This is a genomic window from Jeotgalibacillus marinus (assembly GCF_040801915.1).
Classification (GTDB): Bacteria; Bacillota; Bacilli; order Bacillales; family Jeotgalibacillaceae; genus Jeotgalibacillus; species Jeotgalibacillus marinus.
This window is the reverse complement of sequence record NZ_JBFMIA010000002.1, coordinates 61,019-84,631: the sequence shown is the minus strand read 5'-3', so window position 1 is coordinate 84,631 and position 23,613 is coordinate 61,019. Positions and strand designations below refer to the sequence as shown.

The 23,613-nt window shown below is 40.9% G+C and carries 23 protein-coding genes; all 23 read left to right on the top strand.

Going from position 1 to position 23,613, the window contains the following annotated elements; genetic code table 11:
* The first annotated feature begins 172 nt into the window (after positions 1–172).
* The 23 genes from AB1471_RS03410 (at position 173) to spoIID (ending at position 23,102) form a co-directional block, all read left to right on the top strand.
* On the top strand, positions 173–1,222 hold the full coding sequence (locus AB1471_RS03410) for an L-threonylcarbamoyladenylate synthase (protein ID WP_367778195.1): 1,050 nt from the start codon (positions 173–175) through the stop codon (positions 1,220–1,222).
* Positions 1,223–1,789: 567 nt separating this feature from the next.
* A complete protein-coding gene (locus tag AB1471_RS03405; protein ID WP_367778194.1) occupies positions 1,790–2,965 on the top strand; it encodes a galactokinase in 1,176 nt (391 codons plus the stop codon).
* 93 nt (positions 2,966–3,058) lie between these two features.
* Entirely contained in the window at positions 3,059–4,054 is a 996-nt protein-coding gene (gene galE / locus AB1471_RS03400) for a UDP-glucose 4-epimerase GalE (RefSeq protein ID WP_367778193.1), read from the top strand.
* 24 nt (positions 4,055–4,078) lie between these two features.
* The gene (galT, locus tag AB1471_RS03395) at positions 4,079–5,626 is read left to right on the top strand and encodes a UDP-glucose--hexose-1-phosphate uridylyltransferase (RefSeq protein WP_367778192.1); all 1,548 of its coding nucleotides are present in this window, start codon (positions 4,079–4,081) and stop codon (positions 5,624–5,626) included.
* Between the two features lie 435 nt (positions 5,627–6,061).
* The gene (locus tag AB1471_RS03390) at positions 6,062–6,511 is read left to right on the top strand and encodes a low molecular weight protein arginine phosphatase (protein ID WP_367778191.1); all 450 of its coding nucleotides are present in this window, start codon (positions 6,062–6,064) and stop codon (positions 6,509–6,511) included.
* 26 nt (positions 6,512–6,537) lie between these two features.
* Entirely contained in the window at positions 6,538–6,981 is a 444-nt protein-coding gene (rpiB, locus tag AB1471_RS03385; protein WP_367778190.1) for a ribose 5-phosphate isomerase B, read from the top strand.
* Between the two features lie 20 nt (positions 6,982–7,001).
* The gene (locus AB1471_RS03380) at positions 7,002–7,535 is read left to right on the top strand and encodes a TIGR01440 family protein (protein WP_367778189.1); all 534 of its coding nucleotides are present in this window, start codon (positions 7,002–7,004) and stop codon (positions 7,533–7,535) included.
* A gap of 506 nt (positions 7,536–8,041) precedes the next feature.
* Complete coding sequence (gene glyA, locus AB1471_RS03375) at positions 8,042–9,277, top strand: serine hydroxymethyltransferase (RefSeq protein ID WP_367778188.1); 1,236 nt, start codon at positions 8,042–8,044, stop codon at positions 9,275–9,277.
* A 629-nt stretch (positions 9,278–9,906) separates the two neighbouring features.
* Positions 9,907–10,536 carry a uracil phosphoribosyltransferase gene (gene upp, locus AB1471_RS03370; RefSeq protein ID WP_367778187.1) on the top strand — a complete coding sequence of 210 codons (630 nt, stop codon included), beginning with the start codon at positions 9,907–9,909 and terminating at the stop codon, positions 10,534–10,536.
* Between the two features lie 129 nt (positions 10,537–10,665).
* The gene (gene wecB / locus AB1471_RS03365; RefSeq protein ID WP_367778186.1) at positions 10,666–11,817 is read left to right on the top strand and encodes a non-hydrolyzing UDP-N-acetylglucosamine 2-epimerase; all 1,152 of its coding nucleotides are present in this window, start codon (positions 10,666–10,668) and stop codon (positions 11,815–11,817) included.
* A gap of 418 nt (positions 11,818–12,235) precedes the next feature.
* The gene (locus AB1471_RS03360) at positions 12,236–12,472 is read left to right on the top strand and encodes an AtpZ/AtpI family protein (protein ID WP_367778185.1); all 237 of its coding nucleotides are present in this window, start codon (positions 12,236–12,238) and stop codon (positions 12,470–12,472) included.
* Positions 12,460–12,849: an ATP synthase subunit I gene (locus AB1471_RS03355; protein ID WP_367778184.1), complete on the top strand. Its 390-nt coding sequence runs from the start codon at positions 12,460–12,462 to the stop codon at positions 12,847–12,849. The genes AB1471_RS03360 and AB1471_RS03355 overlap by 13 nt, the downstream gene beginning before the upstream one ends.
* Positions 12,850–12,855: 6 nt before the next feature.
* Positions 12,856–13,569, top strand: coding sequence for a F0F1 ATP synthase subunit A (gene atpB / locus AB1471_RS03350; protein WP_367778183.1), 714 nt, complete (start codon positions 12,856–12,858; stop codon positions 13,567–13,569).
* A gap of 90 nt (positions 13,570–13,659) precedes the next feature.
* Positions 13,660–13,872, top strand: coding sequence for a F0F1 ATP synthase subunit C (atpE, locus tag AB1471_RS03345; RefSeq protein ID WP_041061890.1), 213 nt, complete (start codon positions 13,660–13,662; stop codon positions 13,870–13,872).
* Positions 13,873–14,016: 144 nt separating this feature from the next.
* On the top strand, positions 14,017–14,538 hold the full coding sequence (gene atpF, locus AB1471_RS03340) for a F0F1 ATP synthase subunit B (protein WP_367778182.1): 522 nt from the start codon (positions 14,017–14,019) through the stop codon (positions 14,536–14,538).
* A complete protein-coding gene (locus AB1471_RS03335) occupies positions 14,535–15,071 on the top strand; it encodes a F0F1 ATP synthase subunit delta (protein WP_367778181.1) in 537 nt (178 codons plus the stop codon). Before atpF ends, AB1471_RS03335 begins: the two co-directional genes overlap by 4 nt.
* Before the next feature lie 26 nt (positions 15,072–15,097).
* Positions 15,098–16,606, top strand: coding sequence for a F0F1 ATP synthase subunit alpha (gene atpA, locus AB1471_RS03330; protein ID WP_367778180.1), 1,509 nt, complete (start codon positions 15,098–15,100; stop codon positions 16,604–16,606).
* A 117-nt stretch (positions 16,607–16,723) separates the two neighbouring features.
* Entirely contained in the window at positions 16,724–17,584 is an 861-nt protein-coding gene (locus AB1471_RS03325; RefSeq protein WP_367778179.1) for a F0F1 ATP synthase subunit gamma, read from the top strand.
* Positions 17,585–17,712: 128 nt separating this feature from the next.
* The gene (atpD, locus tag AB1471_RS03320; protein ID WP_367778178.1) at positions 17,713–19,122 is read left to right on the top strand and encodes a F0F1 ATP synthase subunit beta; all 1,410 of its coding nucleotides are present in this window, start codon (positions 17,713–17,715) and stop codon (positions 19,120–19,122) included.
* Between the two features lie 22 nt (positions 19,123–19,144).
* Positions 19,145–19,549: a F0F1 ATP synthase subunit epsilon gene (locus AB1471_RS03315; RefSeq protein WP_367778177.1), complete on the top strand. Its 405-nt coding sequence runs from the start codon at positions 19,145–19,147 to the stop codon at positions 19,547–19,549.
* A 208-nt stretch (positions 19,550–19,757) separates the two neighbouring features.
* Complete coding sequence (locus AB1471_RS03310; RefSeq protein WP_367778176.1) at positions 19,758–19,988, top strand: DUF1146 family protein; 231 nt, start codon at positions 19,758–19,760, stop codon at positions 19,986–19,988.
* A gap of 524 nt (positions 19,989–20,512) precedes the next feature.
* A complete protein-coding gene (murA, locus tag AB1471_RS03305) occupies positions 20,513–21,814 on the top strand; it encodes a UDP-N-acetylglucosamine 1-carboxyvinyltransferase (RefSeq protein WP_367778175.1) in 1,302 nt (433 codons plus the stop codon).
* Positions 21,815–22,109: 295 nt separating this feature from the next.
* A complete protein-coding gene (spoIID, locus tag AB1471_RS03300; RefSeq protein ID WP_437342325.1) occupies positions 22,110–23,102 on the top strand; it encodes a stage II sporulation protein D in 993 nt (330 codons plus the stop codon).
* Positions 23,103–23,613: the final 511 nt, after the last annotated feature.

Sequence of the window (23,613 nt, the reverse complement as noted above, 5' to 3'; positions counted from 1 at the left end):
TATACACAAAACGATTAAAGTTATACACGGTTTGTGGACAATTAGAACAAAATTGTTGATTAAAATAAATATAATAAACTAATAATTTAAGATAGTTAGAGCTAAATGAAGAAAATACAGTGTTTCGATCAGATAAAACATAAAAATAAAAATGATTTGGGAGATGATTCACATGCACACTAACCGGTGGACTGTGGATAACAATGTGGATAAAAATAAAAGTTATTCACACATTCAACAAGCTGCACAATTATTAAACGACGGACAAACAGTTGCCTTCCCAACTGAGACGGTATATGGGCTTGGTGCAGATGCGACAAATGATCAAGCAGTGCAAAAAATTTTCAATGCAAAAGGCAGACCATCTGATAATCCGTTGATTGTACATATCGCTTTAAAAAGCCAACTAAAAGGCTTAGTGGAAGGTTTTAGTGATAAGGCGGAAAAACTTATGGACAGCTTTTGGCCAGGACCATTAACGATTATATTTAGAAAGAAACAAGGTGTATTTTCGGAGTTAGTAACTGCTGGGCTCGATACAGTTGGCATTCGACTTCCGAGCCATCCTGTTGCGCTTGCTATAATCGAACAATCCACACGTCCAATCGCTGCACCGAGTGCCAATCGTAGCGGCAAACCGAGTCCGACAACGGCAGAGCATGTTTATCACGATCTTAATGGACGAATTGCAGGAATAGTAGATGCTGGGGAAACGGGCGTAGGGGTAGAATCAACCGTTATTGACTGTACCGTTGATCCTCCAATGATCCTTCGACCAGGAGGCGTATCAAAGGAAGAGATTGAGGACTGTATAGGCTTTGTTGAGGTGGATCCGTCCATGCAGCAACAACATGAAACAGCTCGTTCACCAGGCATGAAATACACACACTATGCACCAACTGCCCCTCTTTATGTTACAGAAGGTTCAATGGAATGGTTTCAACAAACGATCAACACTTATCAACAAGTGGATAAAAGGGTCGGAGTCTTAGCTGTGAAAGAAACGATCGAACAATTACAAGCAGATGTACTCGTCGCTTGTGGGAGCAGTAAAGACTTATACACAACCGCCCACTCACTTTATGACAGCATCCGTGCATTTGACGAAGAAGCTGTGGATATCATTTTAGCAGAAAGCTACGAAACCTCAGGCATTGGTGCAGCCATCATGAATCGACTCGACAAAGCCGCAGGTCATAAATGGTTAAAAGAAATTGAATAATAAAACATGTCTCTAGGTTTTGGAGACATGTTTTTTTTGGAGTAAAAATGATCGCTGGGTTTTTCTCTGCCATAAAGGGGAAAATCATGCCTAGCGTGGAGGCATTGTCAGAGAGTATTACGTTTGGTGCAGGTATCAATATATATTGACTACATTTTCACTACCTTCTTACCACCTTCTCCTTCCTAGGTTAGGTTATCCTTCTGAGTTCCAACAATTCCCCATTTTTTAGTAACATCAGTAACTTATTCACGTTTGATCTAGGCTGAAATTGATTGATTCAAGTAAATTTACTGTTGTTAATAAGTTGTTAATTCATCTCCCAAGTGAATTAAACAACCAAAGGAAATTGCAAATACAGCTGCTACTGAAATAGCAAAGTAACTTCATCGATATAAAACATTCGACAGTTGTTGAATTGAGAGCGCCCTTTTATAAAAAAATAATAGAATAATAAAATATTTTGAAAAATTTATATTATTTTCATTGATTTTAACTAAAATAAATTTAAAATAGAATTGTAATCGTCTTCATTGTTGTTTCTTTAGGTAAACAGGAGGTTGGAGTATGAGGTTGGATTTTTTAGAAAATTCATTTAAAAGGGTTTTTCAACGAGAGCATGAGCATCGTTTCTTCGCTCCGGGACGAATTAATTTAATTGGTGAACACACAGATTATAATGGAGGAAATGTTTTTCCGTTAGCGATCACATATGGCACTTATGCTTTAGTTGCAAAAAGAAATGATCGTATGATTCGATTTATGTCACTTAATTTTGAGGAATTAGGTGTGCTTGAAAACTCACTAGATTCTCTGAGCTTTGATCCAGCAGCCGATTGGACCAATTATCCAAAAGGTGTAACAAAATTTTTCATAGAAAATGGACACGCGATTGATCATGGATTTGATGTTCTATACTACGGTGATATTCCAAATGGCGCAGGCCTATCATCATCTGCATCGATTGAGATGGCTACAGGCGTCCTACTTCAACGTTTGTTTAATTTAACGATTGAACGTATTGAAATGATTAAGGTATGTAAAATGGTGGAAAACGAATACATTGGCGTACATAGCGGAATCATGGATCAGTTTGCGATCGGAATGGGTAAAAAAGGGCATGCAATATGGTTAAACTGTGACACGCTTGAATACGAATATGCTCCCGTAGAGTTAGAAGAAGAACAAATCGTTATTATGAACACAAATAAACGCCGACAATTAGCATCGTCAAAATATAATGAAAGGCGCAATGAATGTGAGGAAGCTCTAAAGCGCATCCAACAAAACATTCCTGTTCGATCATTGGGTGAAGTAACTCCAGAGAAGTTTGAGGAAATAAAAAGTGTGATAAATGACGAGCTTTTGATTAAAAGAGCAGCTCATGTAATATATGAAAATGCCAGAACAGAAAAAGCCTTGAATTATTTGAAAGCAGGGGATTTACTAGCTGTGGGTGAATTGATGAATGATTCTCATCGATCACTGAAAAATGATTTCGAAGTTACCGGAAAAGAATTAGACACATTAGTTGAATTTGCATGGAAACAAACTGGTGTGATTGGTGCTCGCATGACAGGAGCGGGATTTGGAGGATGTGCGATTGCGATTGTAAAAACATCATCTATTCCAAGTTTTATTGAAAACGTTGGTGCTCACTACTTCAAAGAATGTGGATTGAAAGCAACATTTTATACTGCTCGTGTTGGAGATGGAGCACATGAAATGAAGAAAAATGCATGAATGACACCGCATTAATAGAGTTAACTAAGCCTACTTTAAAGGGCTGAACGTATTTTTCTGAAGGTAGTTCATAAAACAAGGAGGCGCTGATCAATGTCAATCATTGTAACAGGTGGTGCTGGGTACATAGGAAGCCATGCAGTGCTCGCGTTAAAACGCCAAAATAAAGATGTAATAATTATTGATAGTTTACAAACAGGACATCAGCAAGCGGTAGACGACGATACCACGTTTTATCAAGGGGATCTTCGAGATAGCGCATTTTTAGATACTGTATTTTCTTCTCATGATGTGGAAGCGGTCATTCATTTTGCAGCAGATTCTTTAGTTGGTGAAAGTGTTAAAGATCCTCTTAAATATTATGATAATAATGTTGGAGGAGCTATTTCACTGTTACAAGCAATGAATCGTCATGAAGTGAAAAAAATCGTATTTTCTTCAACTGCTGCTATCTACGGAGAGCCACAGTCTCAATATATCGATGAGAATGATCAGGCTGTGCCAACGAATCCATATGGAGAAACAAAACTCGCAATTGAAAAGATATTGAAGTGGGCTGAGAATGCTTATGGAATTCGCTGGATTGCACTGCGCTATTTCAACGTTGCAGGAGCAGATATTGAAGGGAAAAAAGGTGAAGACCATCGTCCAGAGACTCATCTTATTCCAATCGTGCTACAAGTAGCGCTTAACCAGCGAGATGAAATCACTGTTTTTGGTTCGGATTATAAAACACCGGATGGTACGTGTATACGTGATTACATACACGTAACTGATTTAGTCGATGCACATTTACTATCATTGGAAAAATTAAGTGATGAGGCAAAAAGTGACGTATACAACCTAGGAAATGGAAAAGGTTTTAGTGTGATGGAAGTAATTGAAACAGCACGTAAAGTGACAGGACAAAAAATCCCTGCTCGAATGGCACCAAGACGTGAAGGTGATCCTGCTTACCTCGTTGCTTCATCTGCAAAAGCAACACGCCAATTAAAGTGGTCACCTAACTACACTTCTTTAGAGACGATTATTGAAAGCGCTTGGAATTGGTATGTTAACCATCCAAATGGTTATACGACTCATAAATAACTGTGGATTTAAAGGAGGAATTCTGTGTTTATATCCATTCAGGTTGAACGATTAATCCAGTTTGGTATCCAAAAACAGATGGTAGGAAGTATGGACAAGGATTATGTAAGAAATCGTCTGATGAGAATCCTTCAGTTGGACGATATAAAAGAAGTGAAACCACCAGAAGAAATGTTAGATTATCCAGTAGAAATACTTGGGAATATCCTTGGTTGGGCGGCGGAAGAGGGGGTATTGCAAGTAAATAGCATCACAGAACGCGACCAGCTGGATGCTGAACTTATGGATTGCTTATTATCACGTCCTTCTGAAGTTAACCATTCATTTTTCACACGCTATTGTCAATCCCCATCGCTTGCAACTGATTATTTCTACACGTTATCAAAAAATGCAAATTATATAAGAACAGATCGGATCGCAAAAAATGATCACTGGTATAGCGAAACTGAATATGGAAGCCTTGAAATAACAATCAATTTATCCAAGCCTGAAAAAGATCCAGAAACCATTGCGACAGAGAAGCAGGCTAAATCCATTAGTTATCCACTCTGTTTATTATGTAAAGAAAACGTTGGATATGCTGGAAGAATCAATCACCCCGCAAGAAATAATCATCGAATTATCCCTGTGAATTTAACAAACGAGAGATGGTATTTTCAATTTTCTCCATATGTGTATTATAACGAACATGCAATTATCTTTTCTGAGGAACACAGACCAATGAAAATCTCAAAAAGTGGATTTGATCGTCTCTTACAATTTGTTGAGCAATTTCCTCATTATTTTGTTGGTTCCAATGCGGATCTTCCAATTGTCGGTGGATCAATTTTAAGTCACGACCATTTCCAAGCAGGAAGACACGACTTTCCGATGGCGAAAGCGCCTGTAGAAAAGAAGTATCTGATTGCAGGTTTTGAAAAAGTTGAGGTTGGTACGGTTAAGTGGGCGATGTCGGTAGTGAGACTAAGGGGGGAAAATCGCGACCAAATTTCTGAGCTGGGTAACCTAATTTTAACAGCGTGGAAAGGCTACAGCGATGAATCAGCCTCTATTCACGCTAATACAAAGGGTATCCCACACAATACAGTAACCCCTATCGCAAGAATGATAGACGGTTTCTTCCAACTCGATTTAGTTTTAAGAAATAATCGAACAAACGAAGAGCATCCATTAGGAATTTTTCATCCGCATAAAGAGGTTCATCATATTAAAAAAGAAAATATTGGCTTGATCGAAGTAATGGGACTTGCGGTTCTACCAGGGCGTTTAAAGGAAGAACTTAGCCTTCTTGCTGATCATCTAGTTAATGATTCCTTGGATAAAGCAATTAAAGATGAACGGACAGCAAAACATGTACAATGGGCAAAAAAAGTAGTCGTGGAAGAGGGAGTGATTACAGCAAGATCGGTTCAAGAGGTGCTTCGTAAACATGTAGGGTTTGTTTTTTCAAAAGTGCTTGAAGACGCGGGTGTATTTAAACGCGATTCGCAGGGACAAGCTGCTTTTGAAAGGTTTATGCAATATCTAAACGAAATTCGTGAAGGAAGTTGTCATATCAAACAAAACTCTTAAATATATATTTTTAAAAAAGAAAAAGCAGGAATGTCAGCCTTGGTTGATATTCCTGTTTTTTGGTTATTTATCTATTTTCCTGAAAGAATACTCCTACCTCAAATGCGAATGCGTGAAGGGTGTAGCCCCGCATTATGTAGGGGATGAATTTCGGGTTGGCGTCAGCCATCTTAACCGTAGGAACTACGGAGTTAGCCTAGTCAATTAGAGATCGTTAGATTTCTGTACCTAGGAATCCCCCACTTCAATCCAGACCGTAAGGTCGGATAAGTGGTGGGTAGTTCAAGATCGGTTATATGTCTCATAACTTGGCAATGCTTGATATAAGACTGCAAAATGAAAAGGATTCCAATAAGCGCAACAAACACGATTTGTGGTATGATTATCTTTAGATCACGTTCCGTCTGCTTAGATAATGTACGGGAGGAAAACGCTATGAATATATTATTTGTTTGTACAGGAAATACCTGTAGAAGCCCGATGGCAGAGGCCATTTTACGACATAAAAATATTGATTTCATTGAGGTCAGGTCAGCAGGCATTTTTGCGATGGAAGGCGGACAAAGTTCTCATCACACAAAACATGTGCTTGATGAAAATGGTATTCATCATGACCATCAATCGCACAGTGTGACGCAAGCGGATGTGCACTGGGCAAACTATGTTTTTTCGATGACAGGTGCTCACAAAGCGATGCTTGTTGAACAGTTTTCATTTGCTACGGACCGAATTTTTACGTTAAAAGAATTTACGACTGGAATGGGTCTCGACGTTTCAGATCCTTTTGGTGGATCCGTTGAGATGTATAGACAAACTTATCGGGAGCTCGCTCAATTGATGGATAGACTTATTATCAATATTGAGCATCAAACGCTAGGAAGATAAGGTTGCACTTAAAGGAGGAAATGAGCATGAAAGTTGCGCTAGCATCAGACCATGGTGGTATTAATTTACGAAAAGAGATTGCCGAGGTTTTAACGGAGCTCGGTATTCAATATGAAGACTTTGGTTGCGATTGTGAAGGATCAGTTGATTACCCAGACTACGCACTTCCTGTGGCGAAAAAGGTTGCAAGCGGCGACTTTGACCGTGGAATATTAATTTGTGGTACTGGAATCGGTATGAATATCGCAGCAAACAAGGTTAAAGGCATTCGCTGCGCTCTTGTACATGATACTTTTAGCGCAAAAGCAACCCGGGGACATAACGACACGAACATTCTGGCAATGGGCGAACGGGTCATCGGACCTGGTCTTGCACGTGATATCGCAAAAATCTGGCTATCAACTGATTTTGAAGGTGGACGTCACGAAAACCGCATTCGGAAAATTAGTGATTACGAGAAATTAGTATAGTCTTGAAAAGGGCGATCCTGATGAAGAATGAATTGGTAGGTATTTTATCAGAGTATCAGAAACAAGCACAGCTTAAACCTGGACAGCTTTTTGTCATCGGATGTTCAACATCTGAAGTTGTCGGTAAAAAGATCGGCACGGCAGGAACGAACGACATCGCATCTTCTTTATACGAAGCTTGTGTTGAATTTTGGAGCGACAAAGGTATCCAACTTGCATTTCAAGGTTGTGAACATATTAATCGTGCGCTTGTGATGGAACGGGAAGCTGCCCACATGCGAGGCTATGACGAAGTAACGGTCGTCCCTGTGCGAAAAGCAGGTGGCGCAATGGCATCGTTTGCGTTTCGTGCGATGAAAGATCCTGTCATAGTCGAACATATACAGGCGCAAGGCGGCATCGATATTGGAGATACGTTCATTGGTATGCACCTAAAACATGTGACCGTGCCAGTGAGGGTTTCAGCTCGAACACTTGGTGAAGCACACATCACACTTGCACGTACAAGACCAAAGATGGTCGGTGGCGCGAGAGCTGTTTATGAAATGGAATAATATTACTAGAGCCTAGTGAGAGGGGATCTCGCTGGGTTTTTTAGTGTTGCCGAATCTTAATGAATTTACTCTGTATTAGTGAAAACAATATTTTGAGTAATAGAATGATTTATTCTGATAATCGTAGAATCCTAAAAAGAATACCATAAGTGGTATAACTCTTGAAATATGGGTATCGGCATCGGCTCTGAAGCAAGTGGGTCCGCTCACAAATTAATTATTCAATCATAACTTTCACGTGCAGAAAAAAGTAAACAATGAACAATTCTCTTTAATTAAAATATGTTTAGAGTGAATGAAGAGCCTATAAGGACTATAAGGTAACCCCATAAAACTACCCTAAAGACCTCTCCCAACAACTGTCCGTCGTAGAAATGCAAAAGAATCGTCAACCAGGCGGCTTGTCCCATAAAATACTTTTCCCGCACATAGACAAAGAATGATAAAATAAAGAAGATTTTTTGGCCAATGACGGGAATTGTCCCGAAGACCTGAGGGGGATTACAATGAATAAGATTCAGCAGCAGGATCAAGCACTATTCGAAGCGATGCAAAATGAGTTGAAGCGTCAACGTACGAAAATCGAGTTGATTGCTTCAGAAAATTTTGTTAGTGAAGCAGTCATGGAAGCGCAAGGATCAGTTTTAACCAACAAATACGCAGAAGGTTATCCTAGTCGTCGGTATTACGGTGGCTGTGAATATGTAGATGTAGCAGAAAATCTTGCGCGCGATCGTTCGAAAGAAATTTTTGGCGCAGAGCATGCAAACGTACAGCCTCATTCTGGCGCGCAGGCAAATATGGCTGTTTACTTCACAATCCTTGAGCCAGGTGATACGGTTCTAGGTATGAACCTGTCCCACGGTGGTCATTTAACGCACGGAAGTCCAGTAAATTTTAGTGGACAGCTTTACAACTTTGTAGACTACGGTGTGTCAAAAGAAGACGAGCGCATCAATTATGAAGACGTTCGCCAAAAAGCGCTTGAGCACAAACCTAAGCTTATTGTAGCGGGTGCGAGTGCTTACTCTCGTTCAATCGATTTCGCGAAGTTCCGTGAAATTGCAGACGAAGTGGATGCGTATTTAATGGTTGATATGGCACATATTGCTGGTCTCGTTGCAACTGGCGCACATCCAAGTCCAGTGCCACACGCTGATTTTGTTACAACAACAACGCATAAAACTCTTCGTGGACCTCGTGGTGGATTGATTTTATGTAAAGAACAATTCGCTAAAAAAATTGACAAATCAATTTTCCCTGGGGTACAGGGTGGCCCGTTGATGCACGTCATCGCTGCAAAAGCAGTAGCATTTGGCGAAGCGTTGGAAGAGTCATTTAAAGGCTATATTGATCAAGTTGTGAAAAATGCAAAAGCAATGGCAGAAGCATTTAAAAAAGAAGGCATTGATATCGTTTCAGACGGAACGGACAATCATCTTGTTCTTGTTAATCTTCGTTCGCTTGAAATGACAGGGAAAATTGCGGAGAAAGTGTTGGATGACGTTGGAATTACGGTCAATAAAAACACAATCCCATTTGATCCAGAAAGCCCATTTGTCACAAGCGGGATCCGTATTGGAACACCAGCTGTAACGTCACGTGGGTTTAAAGAAGAAGAGATGGAAGAAATTGCAGCACTAATTGCTTTTACACTGAAAAACCACGAAGATGAAGCGAAACTAAAAGAATCAGCAGAACGCGTTGAAGCTATCACAAGACGCTTTCCACTGTACGAATAAAAACATATTGGTGAAACAAGCAGAGGAGTGGATTCCTCTGCCTTTTTCATTTTTTATTAGATGAAATAGGAGTGACGGGTAGAAGACCACCTATAGGGATGCTTTTTCATTTATATTAAACGTCTTGGGTAAGCGGTGATATCTAAATTTAATAAATGACTTATATAAACTGGGTGCGTCAGTTCTGTAAGGTATAACCCTATAAAAATTGGTTATAATAATTTGAGTTATCCTATCAAGTGAGGTGATTAAATGAATTTAAAAGAATTTGCGTCTTATACAAAAAAAGATATTTTCATTTTGGTAGTGGTCATTATAGTGATGTACAGTATATTTACTTTTGCTTATCTTTTTTTAAAAGATGTATTCAAGTTGTTGTTTTAATCAATTACACAAGGGCTTGCCGTTATTCGGCAGGATCTTTTTTATTTATTTTCAAAACTCCCACCACTTCTTCTTAGACTTCTCTATCTTCTGAAACATCGAAGGTTACGCGATAGATTAAGCTCTACTTATCCACCCTCGGTTTTGGCGATTTCTTGTCAAATTCCACGAAGTATGATAACTTTCGTGAGGATTTGCTTTATAATAGTAAGGAAAAACATGTTTACATAGAAGGAGTGGTAGCTATGGGAAAAGTTTATGTTTTCGACCATCCGTTAATTCAGCACAAACTGACATATATTCGTGACGAGCGAACGGGTACAAAAGACTTTCGTGAATTAGTTGACGAAGTTGCAACACTAATGGCATTTGAAATAACGCGAGATCTACCTTTAGAAGATGTTTATATTGACACACCAGTTAGCGAAGCTACAGGGAAGATCCTTTCAGGTAAAAAGTTAGCAATCGTTCCTATCCTGCGTGCAGGAATCGGTATGGTTGACGGTATTTTAAAATTGATTCCAGCTGCAAAAGTAGGACACGTGGGATTGTATCGTGATCCTGAAACACTGCAACCAATCGAGTACTACGTGAAACTTCCATCTGATGTGGAGGAACGTGATTTTATTTTGGTGGATCCAATGCTCGCAACGGGTGGATCGGCAGTTGAAGCCATTCACTCACTTAAAAAGCGTGGAGCGAAAAATATTAAATTCCTTTGTCTAGTAGCAGCTCCTGAAGGTGTCGAAGAAATCCAAAAAGAACACGACGACGTTGACATCTATATTGCATCTCTTGACGAAAAACTAAACGAAAAAGGCTACATCGTACCAGGTCTAGGCGATGCTGGCGACAGACTTTTCGGAACGAAATAATTCCTAACGAACAATAAAATGTTGAATTCGCATTGGCTTAAGGACACTTTTGTGCGTGAAGGGGTTTAACCCCGTTAGCGCTCAAAAGCGTTTTTTATATGCTTGCCTTAAAGAGGAGGAACCAGCATCATGTTCAAACGAATTAAGGTTATGACGATTTTTGGGACGAGACCTGAGGCGATTAAGATGTCTCCACTCGTACTTGAATTAAAGAAGCAAAGTGAATTTTTTGAACCGATTGTGACGGTTACAGCGCAACACCGTGAAATGCTAGATCAAGTGATGAATATTTTTAATATCACGCCTGACCATGATTTAAATATAATGAAGGATCGGCAAACGCTTATTGATGTGACAGCGCGTGGGTTGGAAGGCTTAGATCGCATTATGAAAGAGACGAAGCCTGATATCGTACTTGTTCATGGTGATACAACGACGACTTTCGTCGCGAGTCTTGCAGCATTTTACAATCAAATCGCAGTGGGACACGTGGAAGCAGGTCTTCGGACGTGGAACAAATACTCTCCATTCCCAGAAGAAATGAATCGTCAACTAACAGGCGTTGTAGCAGACCTTCACTTCTCACCAACCGATCAATCATTTGCCAATCTAATCCGTGAGAATAAACCAGAAGCAAGTATTTTCATTACGGGTAACACAGCGATTGATGCCTTAAAGACAACGGTAAAAGAGGATTACTCTAGTGAGATCTTAACGAAGCTTGGTGATGATCGCTTAATTCTTTTAACCGCTCATCGACGGGAAAACCTTGGTGAGCCAATGAAGAATATGTTTAGAGCAATTAAACGCATTGTGGACGAGCATGAGGATGTGCAGGTTGTATATCCGGTTCATATGAATCCAGCTGTTCGTGAAATTGCTCAAGAGATTCTTGGTGGAGACGATCGCATTCATTTAATCGAACCGCTTGATGTGATTGACTTCCATAACTTCGCATCAAAAGCCTATCTTATTTTAACGGATTCTGGTGGAGTGCAAGAAGAAGCACCGTCGCTTGGGGTACCAGTTCTTGTGTTACGTGATACGACAGAGCGTCCTGAAGGAATTGAAGCAGGTACGTTAAAGCTTGCAGGAATCAAAGAAGAACAAATTTATACGATGGCAAAAGAGCTTGTTGTTGATTCAAAAGCGCATGAAAAAATGTCGAAAGCATCCAATCCATATGGGGACGGAAATGCATCAAAACGAATTGCGGAAGCAATCCGTTTTCACTTCGATCAAATTTCTGAACGACCAGCCCCTTTTAATGTCGAAAAATAGCTCAAAAAGCATCATGGAGACGCGCCATCTCTATGGTGCTTTTTGCTTGTCTATGTCGAACTGAAGACCGGGCGTAAACTGTCACCCCGAAAACCATTTCGGGCTCTGAAATACCCTTGGTGAACAGCAATTCTTAGCTGTAAAGAGTGTTGAATCATGCTTTCGTTCGCTGGTGGGGACAGCGTATTTTAGCGAACGAAAGGTCGTTTTGTCCAAAATGTGAACGCGCTTAGAACCATTTTTGACGTTGTGAACTTTTTGTCGAGTACTCGTTGACATACAATAGTGCCTATTGTATGCTTTTAAAGGGTGTAATGATAAGGTTTTCATGGACTCGAGAAGCGGGCATTTTCCGGTTCTTTCGAGGCTTTTTTTTGCCCAGACCCCAATTCCATTCTCAGAATGTGAGGATGCGCTTATGTGTCAACATAGACGTCCGTACCGAGCGATGGCATTGTATTCTGCCATTCTGTCACAACTAGCTGGTTCCATGCTGGTCGGTCTTTTCGCCGGAAGGTGGTTAGATCAGAAATGGAACACAGAACCGCTGTTTTTGATCATGGGTTTAGTTCTTGGTCTTGGGACGGGAATTTACGCCATGCTTCGGCACAGTGAATCATTTCGACTCAGGAGACTAATAGAATGCCTGACCTAAAACAGCATTTCCAACGGTATACCAAGTACATATTATACTTGCTATCCATCTTCTTCCTCGGCTGGGGATTTACCCCCTATCCATCCGTTTTTCTAGGCCTAATACTAGGAAGTTCGCTCAGCCTTTTTAACCTCTGGTTGATTAGGAAGCGAATGGAGCGCTTTGATCGCGCGCTTGAAGAAGGGAAAAAAGTGCGCTCACTTGGAACGTTTTCTCGAATGGCCTCAGCAGGGGTTGCAGTGTTAATTGCATTGAAGTTTCCGGAATTCATTCACTTGATTTCCACTGTTATTGGATTAATGATGGTTTACATCGTCATTATGATAGATTATTTTTGGCAACAAACTATCCTACACAAGAAGCAGAAAGAGAGGTGAAAATAAATGGATCATGAAGCGCCGTTGCGTGAGTTTCTGGGGCTAACCTTTAATCTTTCCAATGTTCTGATGGTGACAGTTGCAAGTGTAATCGTGTTTCTTATCGCTGTTCTTTCGACAAGAGCACTAGCAATGAAGCCGACTGGAATGCAAAATTTCATGGAATGGATCATGGATTTTGTGCGAAATATCATTAAGAGTAACATGGACTGGAAAACGGGTGGTAGTTTCCATATTCTTGGTATTACCTTGATTATGTATGTGGCCATTTCCAACTTTTTGGGGTTGCCATTCGCGATCACATATGACCACGTATTATGGTGGAAATCACCAACAGCTGATCCAGTCATTACGATGACTCTTGCTATTATGGTTATTGGTTTAACCCATTATTATGGTATTAGAATGAAGGGCTTCAAGGAATACGGAAAAGACTTTTTCCGCCCAATGAGTTTCCTATTCCCGCTGAAGATCATTGAAGAATTCGCTAATACGTTAACACTCGGTTTACGTCTCTACGGTAACGTCTACGCAGGTGAGATCCTACTCGCACTATTAGTAGGAGGATTAGCTACTACTGGTGCTTTTGGTTGGGCTGCAGCAGCAATTCCAACGCTCGCTTGGATGTCATTCAAAGTCTTTATCCTTACAATCCAAGCATATATCTTTGTTATGTTAACGATGGTTTATATGTCTCACAAAGTGAGTCACGACCATTAATATATTACCTGTTCAGTAAATGAACAATCAGTATTCATAAAAAATTATTATCTAATACAAGGAGGATTTCCCCAAATGATTACAGGTTCAATTGGTCTATTAGCAGCAGCAATAGCGGTAGGTTTAGCAGCACTAGGTGCAGGTATCGGTAACGGTATGATCGTTTCTAAAACAGTAGAAGGTATCGCTCGTCAACCAGAAGCTCGTGGTATGCTTCAAACTACAATGTTCATCGGGGTTGCATTGGTTGAGGCCGTTCCGATTATCGCAGTAGTTATTGCGTTCATCGTACAAGGTCAATAATCACGTAACAACGTTCCAACCTGGCGAAGATCATTCCAAGCGAACCTTCGCCATTCCTTTATGTCTATAATCTTTCTCTCAAATAGTAGAAAGATGAACTATACATTGTATTTTTGATCAACTCTTGAAGGGAGTGAAACGAGCGTGTTCACACTTGACGCATTTATTCTTGGAGCAGGTAGTGGCTTTAACGGTGGAGATATTCTTTTCCAACTAGTTATGTTCATGATCTTATTGTTCCTAATGAAGAAATTCGCATGGGGTCCACTTATGGGCATCATGAAGCAACGTGAAGACCACATTGCTGGTGAAATTGAAGCAGCTGAAAAAAGTCGTATTGAAGCAAAGCAACAGCTTGAAGAGCAACGTCAACTTTTAAAAGAAGCTCGTCAAGACGCACAAGAACTGATTGAAAACGCGCGTAAACAAGGTGCCCTTCAACGTGAAGATGTTATTTCTGCCGCTCGTGCAGAATCTGATCGTATGAAAGAATCTGCATTACGTGAAATTGAGACTGAAAAAGATCAAGCAGTTGCCGCACTTCGCGAGCAAGTAGCTACTTTATCTGTCTTAATTGCATCGAAAGTGATCGAGAAAGAATTGACTCTTGAAGAGCAACAACAGCTAATCAACGAGACAATTGAGAAGGCAGGCGATCTGCGATGAGCAAATCAACAGTCGCAAACCGTTATGCACAGGCTCTTTTTGAGCTTGCACAACAACATGGAAAAGTAGAGGCAGTCGAAGCAGATTTGCGCGTGGTACGCCAAGTGTTCCAAGGCAATCCTGATTTTTCTTTACTTCTCCAATCTCCCAAGTTTACAAAAACACAGAAGAAGCAACTATTCAAACAATCGTTTGTTGGGTTGTCTCCGTATGTGTTAAATGTAGTATCTATGTTAATCGATCGTCGTCGAGACACTGAATTTGTGTCAATGGCGGATGCTTATATTGAGCTTGCACTGTCAGCTCGCGGTGTTGCTGTTGCAGAAGTGTATTCTGCAACCAAACTAAGCGACGCGGACCAAGCAGCTTTATCTACAGCTTTTGCTACACGCGTTGGAAAACAGAGCTTACAAATAAATAATAGTGTCGATTCATCGTTACTTGGCGGACTTAGGATTCGTATTGGAAACCGCATTTTTGACGGAACCATTCGCAGTAAGTTACAACGTCTTGAGCGTGAATTGAAGCGATAAGATCCATAAAATAAGGGGTGACATTCATGAGCATCAAAGCTGAAGAAATCAGTGCGCTGATCAAACAGCAGATTGAGAATTATCAATCGGACATTCAAGTAACAGAGGTTGGTACCGTCATCGAAATCGGGGATGGTATTGCTCGTGCTCATGGCCTTGATAACGTCATGGCGGGAGAGTTAGTTGAATTCTCTACTGGTGTTATGGGTATGGCACAAAACTTGGAAGAAAATAATGTTGGTATCATTATTCTTGGACCATACCGCGACATCAAAGAAGGCGATGAAGTTCGTCGTACAGGCCGTATTATGGAAGTTCCAGTTGGGAATGAGCTAATAGGACGAGTAGTTAATCCACTTGGTCAGCCAGTTGATGGCTTAGGACCAATCTCAACATCTAAGTCACGTCCAATCGAAAGCCCAGCACCAGGTGTAATGGCGCGTAAATCCGTTCACGAACCACTTCAAACGGGTATTAAAGCGATCGATGCACTTGTGCCAATCGGCCGTGGACAACGTGAGCTAATCATCGGTGACCGTCAAACAGGTAAAACATCTGTTGCGATCGATACGATTTTAAATCAAAAAGACCAAGACATGATCTGTATTTATGTTGCAATTGGTCAAAAAGAATCAACGGTACGTGGAACGGTTGAAACCCTTCGTAAACACGGAGCGCTAGACTACTCAATCGTTGTAACAGCTTCTGCATCACAGCCATCCCCATTATTATTCCTAGCTCCATACACAGGAATCACAATGGGTGAAGACTTCATGCTAGACGGCAAGCACGTTCTTGTTGTGTATGATGATCTTTCAAAACAAGCTGCTGCATACCGTGAGCTGTCATTACTACTTCGCCGTCCTCCAGGTCGTGAAGCGTATCCTGGTGACGTATTCTACTTGCACAGCCGTTTACTTGAGCGTGCAGCTAAATTAAACGAAACGCTTGGATCTGGTTCGATTACAGCTCTTCCATTCGTTGAAACACAAGCTGGAGATATCTCTGCTTATATCCCAACAAACGTTATCTCGATCACAGATGGACAGATCTTCTTACAATCAGATCTATTCTTCTCGGGTGTACGTCCAGCGATCAACGCGGGTCTTTCTGTATCACGTGTTGGTGGGTCGGCTCAAATCAAAGCAATGAAAAAAGTATCTGGTACACTACGTCTTGACCTTGCAGCATACCGTGAACTTGAAGCATTTGCTCAGTTTGGATCAGATCTTGATAAAGCAACACAAGGTAAACTTAACCGTGGAGCTCGTACTGTTGAAGTACTGAAGCAAGACTTGAATAAACCACTTAAGGTTGAAAAACAAGTTATGATTCTTTATTCATTAACACGAGGCCATTTAGATGATATTCCAGTTGTAGATATTCGTCGTTTCGAAAACGAATTCCTAAGCTGGTTGGATTCAAACCATTCCGAGTTGTTGGATCAAATCCGCACTACTCAAGGTCTTCCAGGAGACGATGAAATGGTTGCGGCAATCAATGCATTCAAAAAGACGTTTGCAAAAACAGAATAGTTTTTAAAGGGAGTTAACCTTTAAAGATCTGCAAGTATAGGATCTTTTTGAACGATGAAGGGGTATTAAATCTCTTTACCGGATCCATATTTTCAACCAAAAGGGTGGTGAGAACCAATGGCATCGTTACGCGATATAAAAAACCGAATTACGTCGACGAAAAAGACGAGTCAAATCACAAAAGCGATGGAAATGGTATCTGCCTCTAAATTAAGCCGTGCAGAGAATAATGCAAAAGCATTCGTCCCTTACATGGATAAAATTCAAGAAGTAGTAGCATCCATTGCAGTTGGCGCAAAAGATGCAACGCACCCAATGCTTGTATCACGCCCTGTGAAAAAAACAGCGTATCTTGTTATTACTTCAGACCGTGGGCTTGCAGGTGCATACAACTCAAACGTGTTGCGTGCAGCGAATAATGCAATCCAAAGTCGCCATACAAGTAAAGACGAATATGTTGTTTTGACTGTTGGCCGCGTAGGCCGCGACTTTTTCGCGAAAAAAGGGACTAACATTATCGATAGCATCCTTGGATTACCAGATCAGCCAACCTTTGCTGACATAAAAGAAATTACGAGCAAAGCAGTGGCCATGTATGCAGATAGCGTTTTTGATGAGCTCTATATGTACTACAACCACTTCGTAAGTGCAATCTCTCAAGAAGTAACGGAGAAAAAGGTCCTTCCTCTAACAGATGTAGCAACTGTATCAAACAAGCTATCATCGTATGAGTTTGAACCTTCCGCCGAAGCGATTCTTGAAGTGCTTTTACCTCAATATGCAGAGAGCCTGATTTATGGCGCATTGCTTGATGGTAAAGCAAGTGAGCACGCAGCACGTATGACGGCAATGAGAAGTGCAACTGATAATGCTAAAGATTTAATCGATTCGTTATCTCTATCCTATAACCGCGCTCGTCAAGCAGCGATTACGCAAGAAATTACCGAAATCGTCGGCGGAGTAGCTGCATTAGAATAGAAAAGTGGAAGCGGACGTTTAGCTCCGACAGGCGTAAGACGAGCAAGCTGAGCAGGTCTTTTTACCTACGGAGTAACCCGCTGATACGAAACAAGATGCATTCATAAAAGTAAGCTAGGAGGGAAAACATGAATAAAGGACGCGTTCAAAAGGTAATGGGTCCAGTTATCGACGTTAAATTTGATAACGGTCAACTACCTAATATTTATAACGCTTTAACGGTACCAGTCGGCGTCAATGGCGAAACGACACTAACGTTAGAAGTTGCGCTTCATCTTGGGGATGACGCAGTTCGTACGATTGCAATGTCCTCCACGGACGGAGTAACACGTGGCGCTGAAGTTACAGACCTTGGTTCCCCAATTTCTGTTCCAGTTGGAGATCATACACTAGGTCGTGTATTTAACGTACTTGGAGAAGCAATTGACTTAGCTGACGAAATGGAGCCGGGTACTCGTCGTGACCCAATTCACCGTTTAGCACCAACATTCGAAATGCTTTCAACTGATACAGAAATTCTTGAAACAGGAATCAAGGTTGTAGACCTTTTGGCTCCTTACATCAAGGGTGGAAAAATCGGTCTTTTCGGAGGAGCTGGTGTTGGTAAAACAGTACTTATCCAAGAATTGATCAACAACATCGCACAAGAACACGGTGGTATTTCTGTATTCGCTGGTGTTGGAGAGCGTACTCGTGAAGGAAATGACCTTTTCCATGAGATGACCGATTCAGGCGTTATTAAAAAGACTGCCATGGTATTTGGTCAAATGAATGAGCCACCGGGTGCGCGTATGCGTGTAGCTCTTTCTGGACTAACAATGGCTGAATATTTCCGTGATGAGCAAGGACAAGACGTTCTTCTTTTCATCGATAACATCTTCCGTTTCACACAAGCAGGTTCTGAGGTATCGGCACTTCTTGGTCGTATGCCATCAGCGGTTGGTTACCAGCCAACACTTGCTACAGAGATGGGTCAACTTCAAGAGCGTATTACATCTACAAATGTTGGTTCTGTTACATCGATTCAAGCGATCTATGTTCCAGCCGATGACTATACGGATCCAGCGCCAGCAACAACGTTTGCTCACTTGGATGCAACGACTAACCTTGAGCGTAAGCTTTCGGAAATGGGTATTTATCCAGCGGTGGATCCTCTTGCTTCAACTTCTCGTGCCCTGTCACCTGAAATTGTTGGAGAAGAACATTACAGCATTGCCCGTGAAGTGCAACAAACACTTCAACGTTATAAAGAGCTTCAAGATATCATTGCGATCCTTGGAATGGATGAGCTTCAAGATGAAGACAAGCAAGTCGTGTCTCGTGCACGACGTATTCAATTCTTCTTGTCTCAAAACTTCCACGTAGCAGAACAATTTACAGGTCAAAAAGGTTCGTATGTACCGGTAGCTGAAACGATTTCTGGTTTCAAGGATATCCTTGCAGGCAAATACGATCACCTTCCAGAAGATGCTTTCCGTCTAGTTGGACGCATTGAAGAAGTAATTGAAGCTGCGAAAAAATTGGGTGTAGAGGTATAATTAGGGACCAGGAGGGAAAAAAATGAAGACCGTTAAAGTCAGTATTGTGACTCCCGATGGCCCTGTGTACGAGTCTGATGTGGAAATGGTAAGCACTAAGGCTCAGAGCGGTGAGCTAGGCATTTTACCAGGGCACATCCCGATGGTTGCTCCGCTTGATATTGGTGCTGTTCGATTGAAAAAAGAAGGACACACTGATTATGTAGCTGTAACAGGTGGTTTCCTAGAAGTACGTCCTGAGCAAGTAACCATTCTTGCACAAGCTGCAGAGCCGGCAGACCAAATTGACATTGAACGTGCGAAGGAAGCAAAGCATCGTGCTGAGCAAAACCTTCAAGCGAAGCAGGACAACATTGATTTCAAACGTGCAGATTTAGCGCTACAACGTGCGATGAACCGAATCCAAGTTCATCAACACACTAAGTAAGTTTTCTGCATTTCAACATACCGGCTCTTATTTCGGATTTCAGTCACGAATTTCGTGCTATCCGAATAAGGGGCGGTATTTATTTTTGCTTTATAATACGGGTAGTGACTTTTAATCTATCTTTTCAAACACAACGATTTATACAATTCCTTCAAATTCTTACCTAGCTTTGATATACTTACAAAGTTGGTTAAAAGGAGAGTCATTCATGGTTAATTTTGGACAGCAAGCTTTACTTAGTATGATTGTTCATTTAGTATTTATCTCGTTGAGCTTTTGGGCGTTGCAAGCACTTCGGTTTGAAAAAGCGCTTCGACCAAACCGTGTTATGCAAGCGCGCGTACTTTATATCTTAATAAGTATTGCGATTGGATCAACTGTCGCAGACTTCTTTTTGTCTTATTCCATCTCGTCTCAACAGCTCCATTTACTCTGGTAACATTTTATACGGATGATGTAAGTGTTTTCATTGAAAAAATGTGCTTTTAAGTTAGAAATAAACGATTTTAACCTATGAATTCAATTGAAAATGGTTTATTTTTATTTAGAGGTGGAATAGATACTCAACCATTGATCCATTACATTTTGGTAACAGATTTTACTCGAAACTCTCTATATATAAGAGAACGGTCGTGACGCTTTATTAGAAAGCTTTTTAGTCGCTACACTGTGGTACAAATTCAAAAAATGCTTTCTGTACAGTGAAAATTCGACAGTCGATTTTCGACAAGTTGGGTCAATTCATGACCTTATTCTCTTGTATTAAAGAGTCTTTGAATGATATGATTTGTCATGTTTTAGTTTTAATGATTACAAGATAACCTGCACATGATTTGTAAATTTGATATTACTTTGTCCTTTGAATATGAGCTGATTGAGTGTGGGTGCAAATGCGTTTTCACTTCAGTCACTAAACTTGAATATGAATAGTAGTAATAGAATAAGACGCGGAGGGGAACTCAATTGGATAAAATTATCGTACGTGGCGGTAATACGCTACATGGAACAGTTAAAGTAGAAGGAGCGAAAAACGCTGTCCTTCCTATTCTTGCAGCATCCCTGTTAGCCAGTGAAGGAAAAAGTACATTATTAGACGTACCGGCATTATCGGATGTCGATACGATCAACGAAGTACTTCGTCACTTAAATGCAGAGGTATCATACTCGGTTAATGATAACAAAGTGGAAGTAGATGCACAGGGCAATCTAGAAGCAGAGGCACCATTTGAATACGTGCGCAAAATGCGTGCATCCGTTCAAGTAATGGGACCACTTCTTGCACGTAATGGTCATGCGCGTGTTGCATTACCAGGCGGTTGTGCGATTGGATCTCGTCCGATTGATTTACACCTAAAAGGCTTTGAAGCTATGGGTGCAGCTGTTACAGTGGGTAATGGCTTTATAGAAGCAAGAGTGAATGGACGTTTAATAGGGGCAAAAATTTATCTTGATTTCCCAAGTGTTGGTGCTACAGAAAACATCATGGCTGCAGCAACATTAGCTAAAGGCACAACTATTCTTGAGAACTGTGCGAGAGAACCAGAAATCGTTGATATGGCTAACTACATGAACAAAATGGGTGCTAAAATCAAAGGTGCGGGTACAGACACAATTCGCATTGAAGGCGTTGAAGCGCTACATGGCGCAGTCCACAACATTATTCCTGACCGCATCGAAGCTGGAACATTTATGATTGCAGCAGCGATTACAAACGGTAATGTATTAATCGAAAATGCAGTACCCGAACATTTAGCTTCTATTACTGCTAAATTAGAAGAAATGGGTGTTTCTGTTGTTGAAGAGAACGAAGGACTTCGTGTCATCGGTCAACCAATTTTAAAATCAGTTGATATCAAAACGATGCCACACCCAGGGTTCCCTACAGATATGCAATCACAAATGATGGCCTTAATGCTGAAAGCCCAAGGTACAGGTGTGATCACAGAAACAGTTTTTGAAAATCGTTTTATGCACGTGGAAGAATTCCGTCGCATGAATGCGAATATTAAAATTGAAGGTCGTTCTGTTATTATAAACGGACCAAATGACCTTCAAGGTGCAGAAGTCGCAGCGACTGATCTTCGTGCTGGTGCAGCATTGATCTTGGCAGGTCTTGTTTCAGAAGGCTATACACAAGTGACAGAACTAAAACACCTTGACCGTGGCTACGTTAACTTTCACCAAAAGCTGGTTTCTCTTGGGGCGAATGTTGAAAGAGTCAACGATGAGGTAAAAGTACGAGAAGAAGAAGCGGTTCGAGTTTAAATGAACTTATTTTAGTGCTACTAAACCACTTACTCATACTATTAAACTATAAGCAGTATACCCATGATTCGTCGTGGGTATACTGCTTTTTCATTGGTCGATTTCTAAAAATCTCTAGAATTATTAGGAGTCGCATCCCGCTATGTAGCGCAACATAAGTGATCATCAGCGAAGAGCAGTTACCCTAGGCGGACATACGTATTCTGTGTAGTCTGCACGCTCTTCACTTATGTGCTATTTATCTACCTATCTGCATACAGTTGAACAAAGGCCGAATGATAAGGAGGGAGTCTACTTGCATAAACAGAAATCGCTCTTAATCGTACTCATTACGTACATGTTGTTATTGCTACTCATCCCAGCCGTTATACTGCTCCCATTTTCAAAAGAACACCGTGCTGAACCAAAGTCGGAGGAAATTCAATCTACTGACTTTACTGTTGCTGTTTTTCGTGATCAGAAAAACCAGGTAGAAGAGATTGAACTAGAAACATACGTAGAGGGTGTTGTCGCAAGCGAAATGCCAGCTTCTTTTGAAGAAGAAGCGCTTAAGGCACAAGCACTCGCTGCAAGAACGTATGTGACACAACTCATTGCGAATGGAGGAGCCACAGGTCTCCCGGTTGAAGCAGAGATAACCGATACCATCGCACATCAAGTTTATAAAGATGATGAAGAGCTAAAACAAATATGGGGTGAAGCATACGAAGATAATAAAGAAAAAATCCAGCAAGCAGTAGCTGCGACAAAAGGTGAAGTATTGACATATCAAGGAAAACCAATCACCGCATCCTTTTTCTCTACAAGCAACGGCTGGACAGAAAATGCCAAAGATTATTGGGAAGAAGATGTTCCTTATTTGCAATCAACTGAAAGTGAGTGGGATTTGGAAGTTTCACCTGAATTCTTACACGAAATCACCATGCCTGTTGATGAATTTGAAACAAAACTAGGCATCACACTAAGCGAAGGAGAAATTGGTACCATCGTTGAACGCACAGCAGGGCAGCGCATCAAAACAGTTAGCATTGCTGGCCAAACATTTACAGGAAGAGAAATACGCGAAAAACTTGAGTTGCGTTCTAGCGATTTTCACTGGACGCTACAAGGAGACTCAATCGTCATCGAAACGAAAGGCTACGGGCATGGTGTTGGAATGAGTCAATACGGAGCAAACGGTATGGCAATTGAAGGAAATACTTATGGGGACATCGTAACGTATTATTTCAAAGGGGTAGAAATTACATCAGTTGAGACGATTTTGCCACCTTTACTAGTGCAGAGATAGATTTGTTTTTTTGAGAGATTGTCGGTAGGAAGGGATTATTGCACGCGGAGGGGTTATTTATGTAACTAAAAGAGGTGGTTTCGATCAAAACCAGCGACCTGCAATGACAAAAAACGATCAAGCTCTCAGCTTGATCGTTTTTTCTGTTCATTCCCCTATACATTTCTCAAACGCATGCGCCGGACACCCTACGTACCTTATCGCATGCCTGAAATAATAAACGCTGTGCAATCAGATAAACGATCAATGCACCGATCAAATCCTTCACGACGTCCACTGATGTAGAAAAGCGTGAGTGACCGAATACATGATAATCCATTTAGTAATCCACAGACCGATAGCAGCAATATGTGTTGGAACGGCCAACTTTCCATGGGCAATGATTCTTTGAAATATAGGAAAAATGATTTCGACGCAAAGCAAAACGGATCGTATGGCAAGCTAGAAAGTAATCAAATGATAATTATACATAGGAAAGGTAAGAATGTTAGAATCCTCTTTTCAGAAACCG

Bases quoted from the DNA above. Each gene is read 5' to 3' on its own strand.
- atpB (WP_367778183.1), top strand. From the start codon at position 12,856: ATGGATCATGAAGCGCCGTTGCGTGAGTTTCTGGGGCTAACCTTTAAT.
- rpiB (WP_367778190.1), top strand. From the start codon at position 6,538: ATGAAAGTTGCGCTAGCATCAGACCATGGTGGTATTAATTTACGAAAA.
- AB1471_RS03380 (WP_367778189.1), top strand. From the start codon at position 7,002: ATGAAGAATGAATTGGTAGGTATTTTATCAGAGTATCAGAAACAAGCA.
- AB1471_RS03310 (WP_367778176.1), top strand. From the start codon at position 19,758: ATGGTTAATTTTGGACAGCAAGCTTTACTTAGTATGATTGTTCATTTA.
- AB1471_RS03405 (WP_367778194.1), top strand. From the start codon at position 1,790: ATGAGGTTGGATTTTTTAGAAAATTCATTTAAAAGGGTTTTTCAACGA.
- glyA (WP_367778188.1), top strand. From the start codon at position 8,042: ATGAATAAGATTCAGCAGCAGGATCAAGCACTATTCGAAGCGATGCAA.
- AB1471_RS03355 (WP_367778184.1), top strand. From the start codon at position 12,460: ATGCCTGACCTAAAACAGCATTTCCAACGGTATACCAAGTACATATTA.
- upp (WP_367778187.1), top strand. From the start codon at position 9,907: ATGGGAAAAGTTTATGTTTTCGACCATCCGTTAATTCAGCACAAACTG.
- AB1471_RS03335 (WP_367778181.1), top strand. From the start codon at position 14,535: ATGAGCAAATCAACAGTCGCAAACCGTTATGCACAGGCTCTTTTTGAG.
- galE (WP_367778193.1), top strand. From the start codon at position 3,059: ATGTCAATCATTGTAACAGGTGGTGCTGGGTACATAGGAAGCCATGCA.
- AB1471_RS03325 (WP_367778179.1), top strand. From the start codon at position 16,724: ATGGCATCGTTACGCGATATAAAAAACCGAATTACGTCGACGAAAAAG.
- AB1471_RS03360 (WP_367778185.1), top strand. From the start codon at position 12,236: ATGTGTCAACATAGACGTCCGTACCGAGCGATGGCATTGTATTCTGCC.
- wecB (WP_367778186.1), top strand. From the start codon at position 10,666: ATGTTCAAACGAATTAAGGTTATGACGATTTTTGGGACGAGACCTGAG.
- AB1471_RS03390 (WP_367778191.1), top strand. From the start codon at position 6,062: ATGAATATATTATTTGTTTGTACAGGAAATACCTGTAGAAGCCCGATG.
- atpA (WP_367778180.1), top strand. From the start codon at position 15,098: ATGAGCATCAAAGCTGAAGAAATCAGTGCGCTGATCAAACAGCAGATT.
- AB1471_RS03315 (WP_367778177.1), top strand. From the start codon at position 19,145: ATGAAGACCGTTAAAGTCAGTATTGTGACTCCCGATGGCCCTGTGTAC.
- atpD (WP_367778178.1), top strand. From the start codon at position 17,713: ATGAATAAAGGACGCGTTCAAAAGGTAATGGGTCCAGTTATCGACGTT.
- AB1471_RS03410 (WP_367778195.1), top strand. From the start codon at position 173: ATGCACACTAACCGGTGGACTGTGGATAACAATGTGGATAAAAATAAA.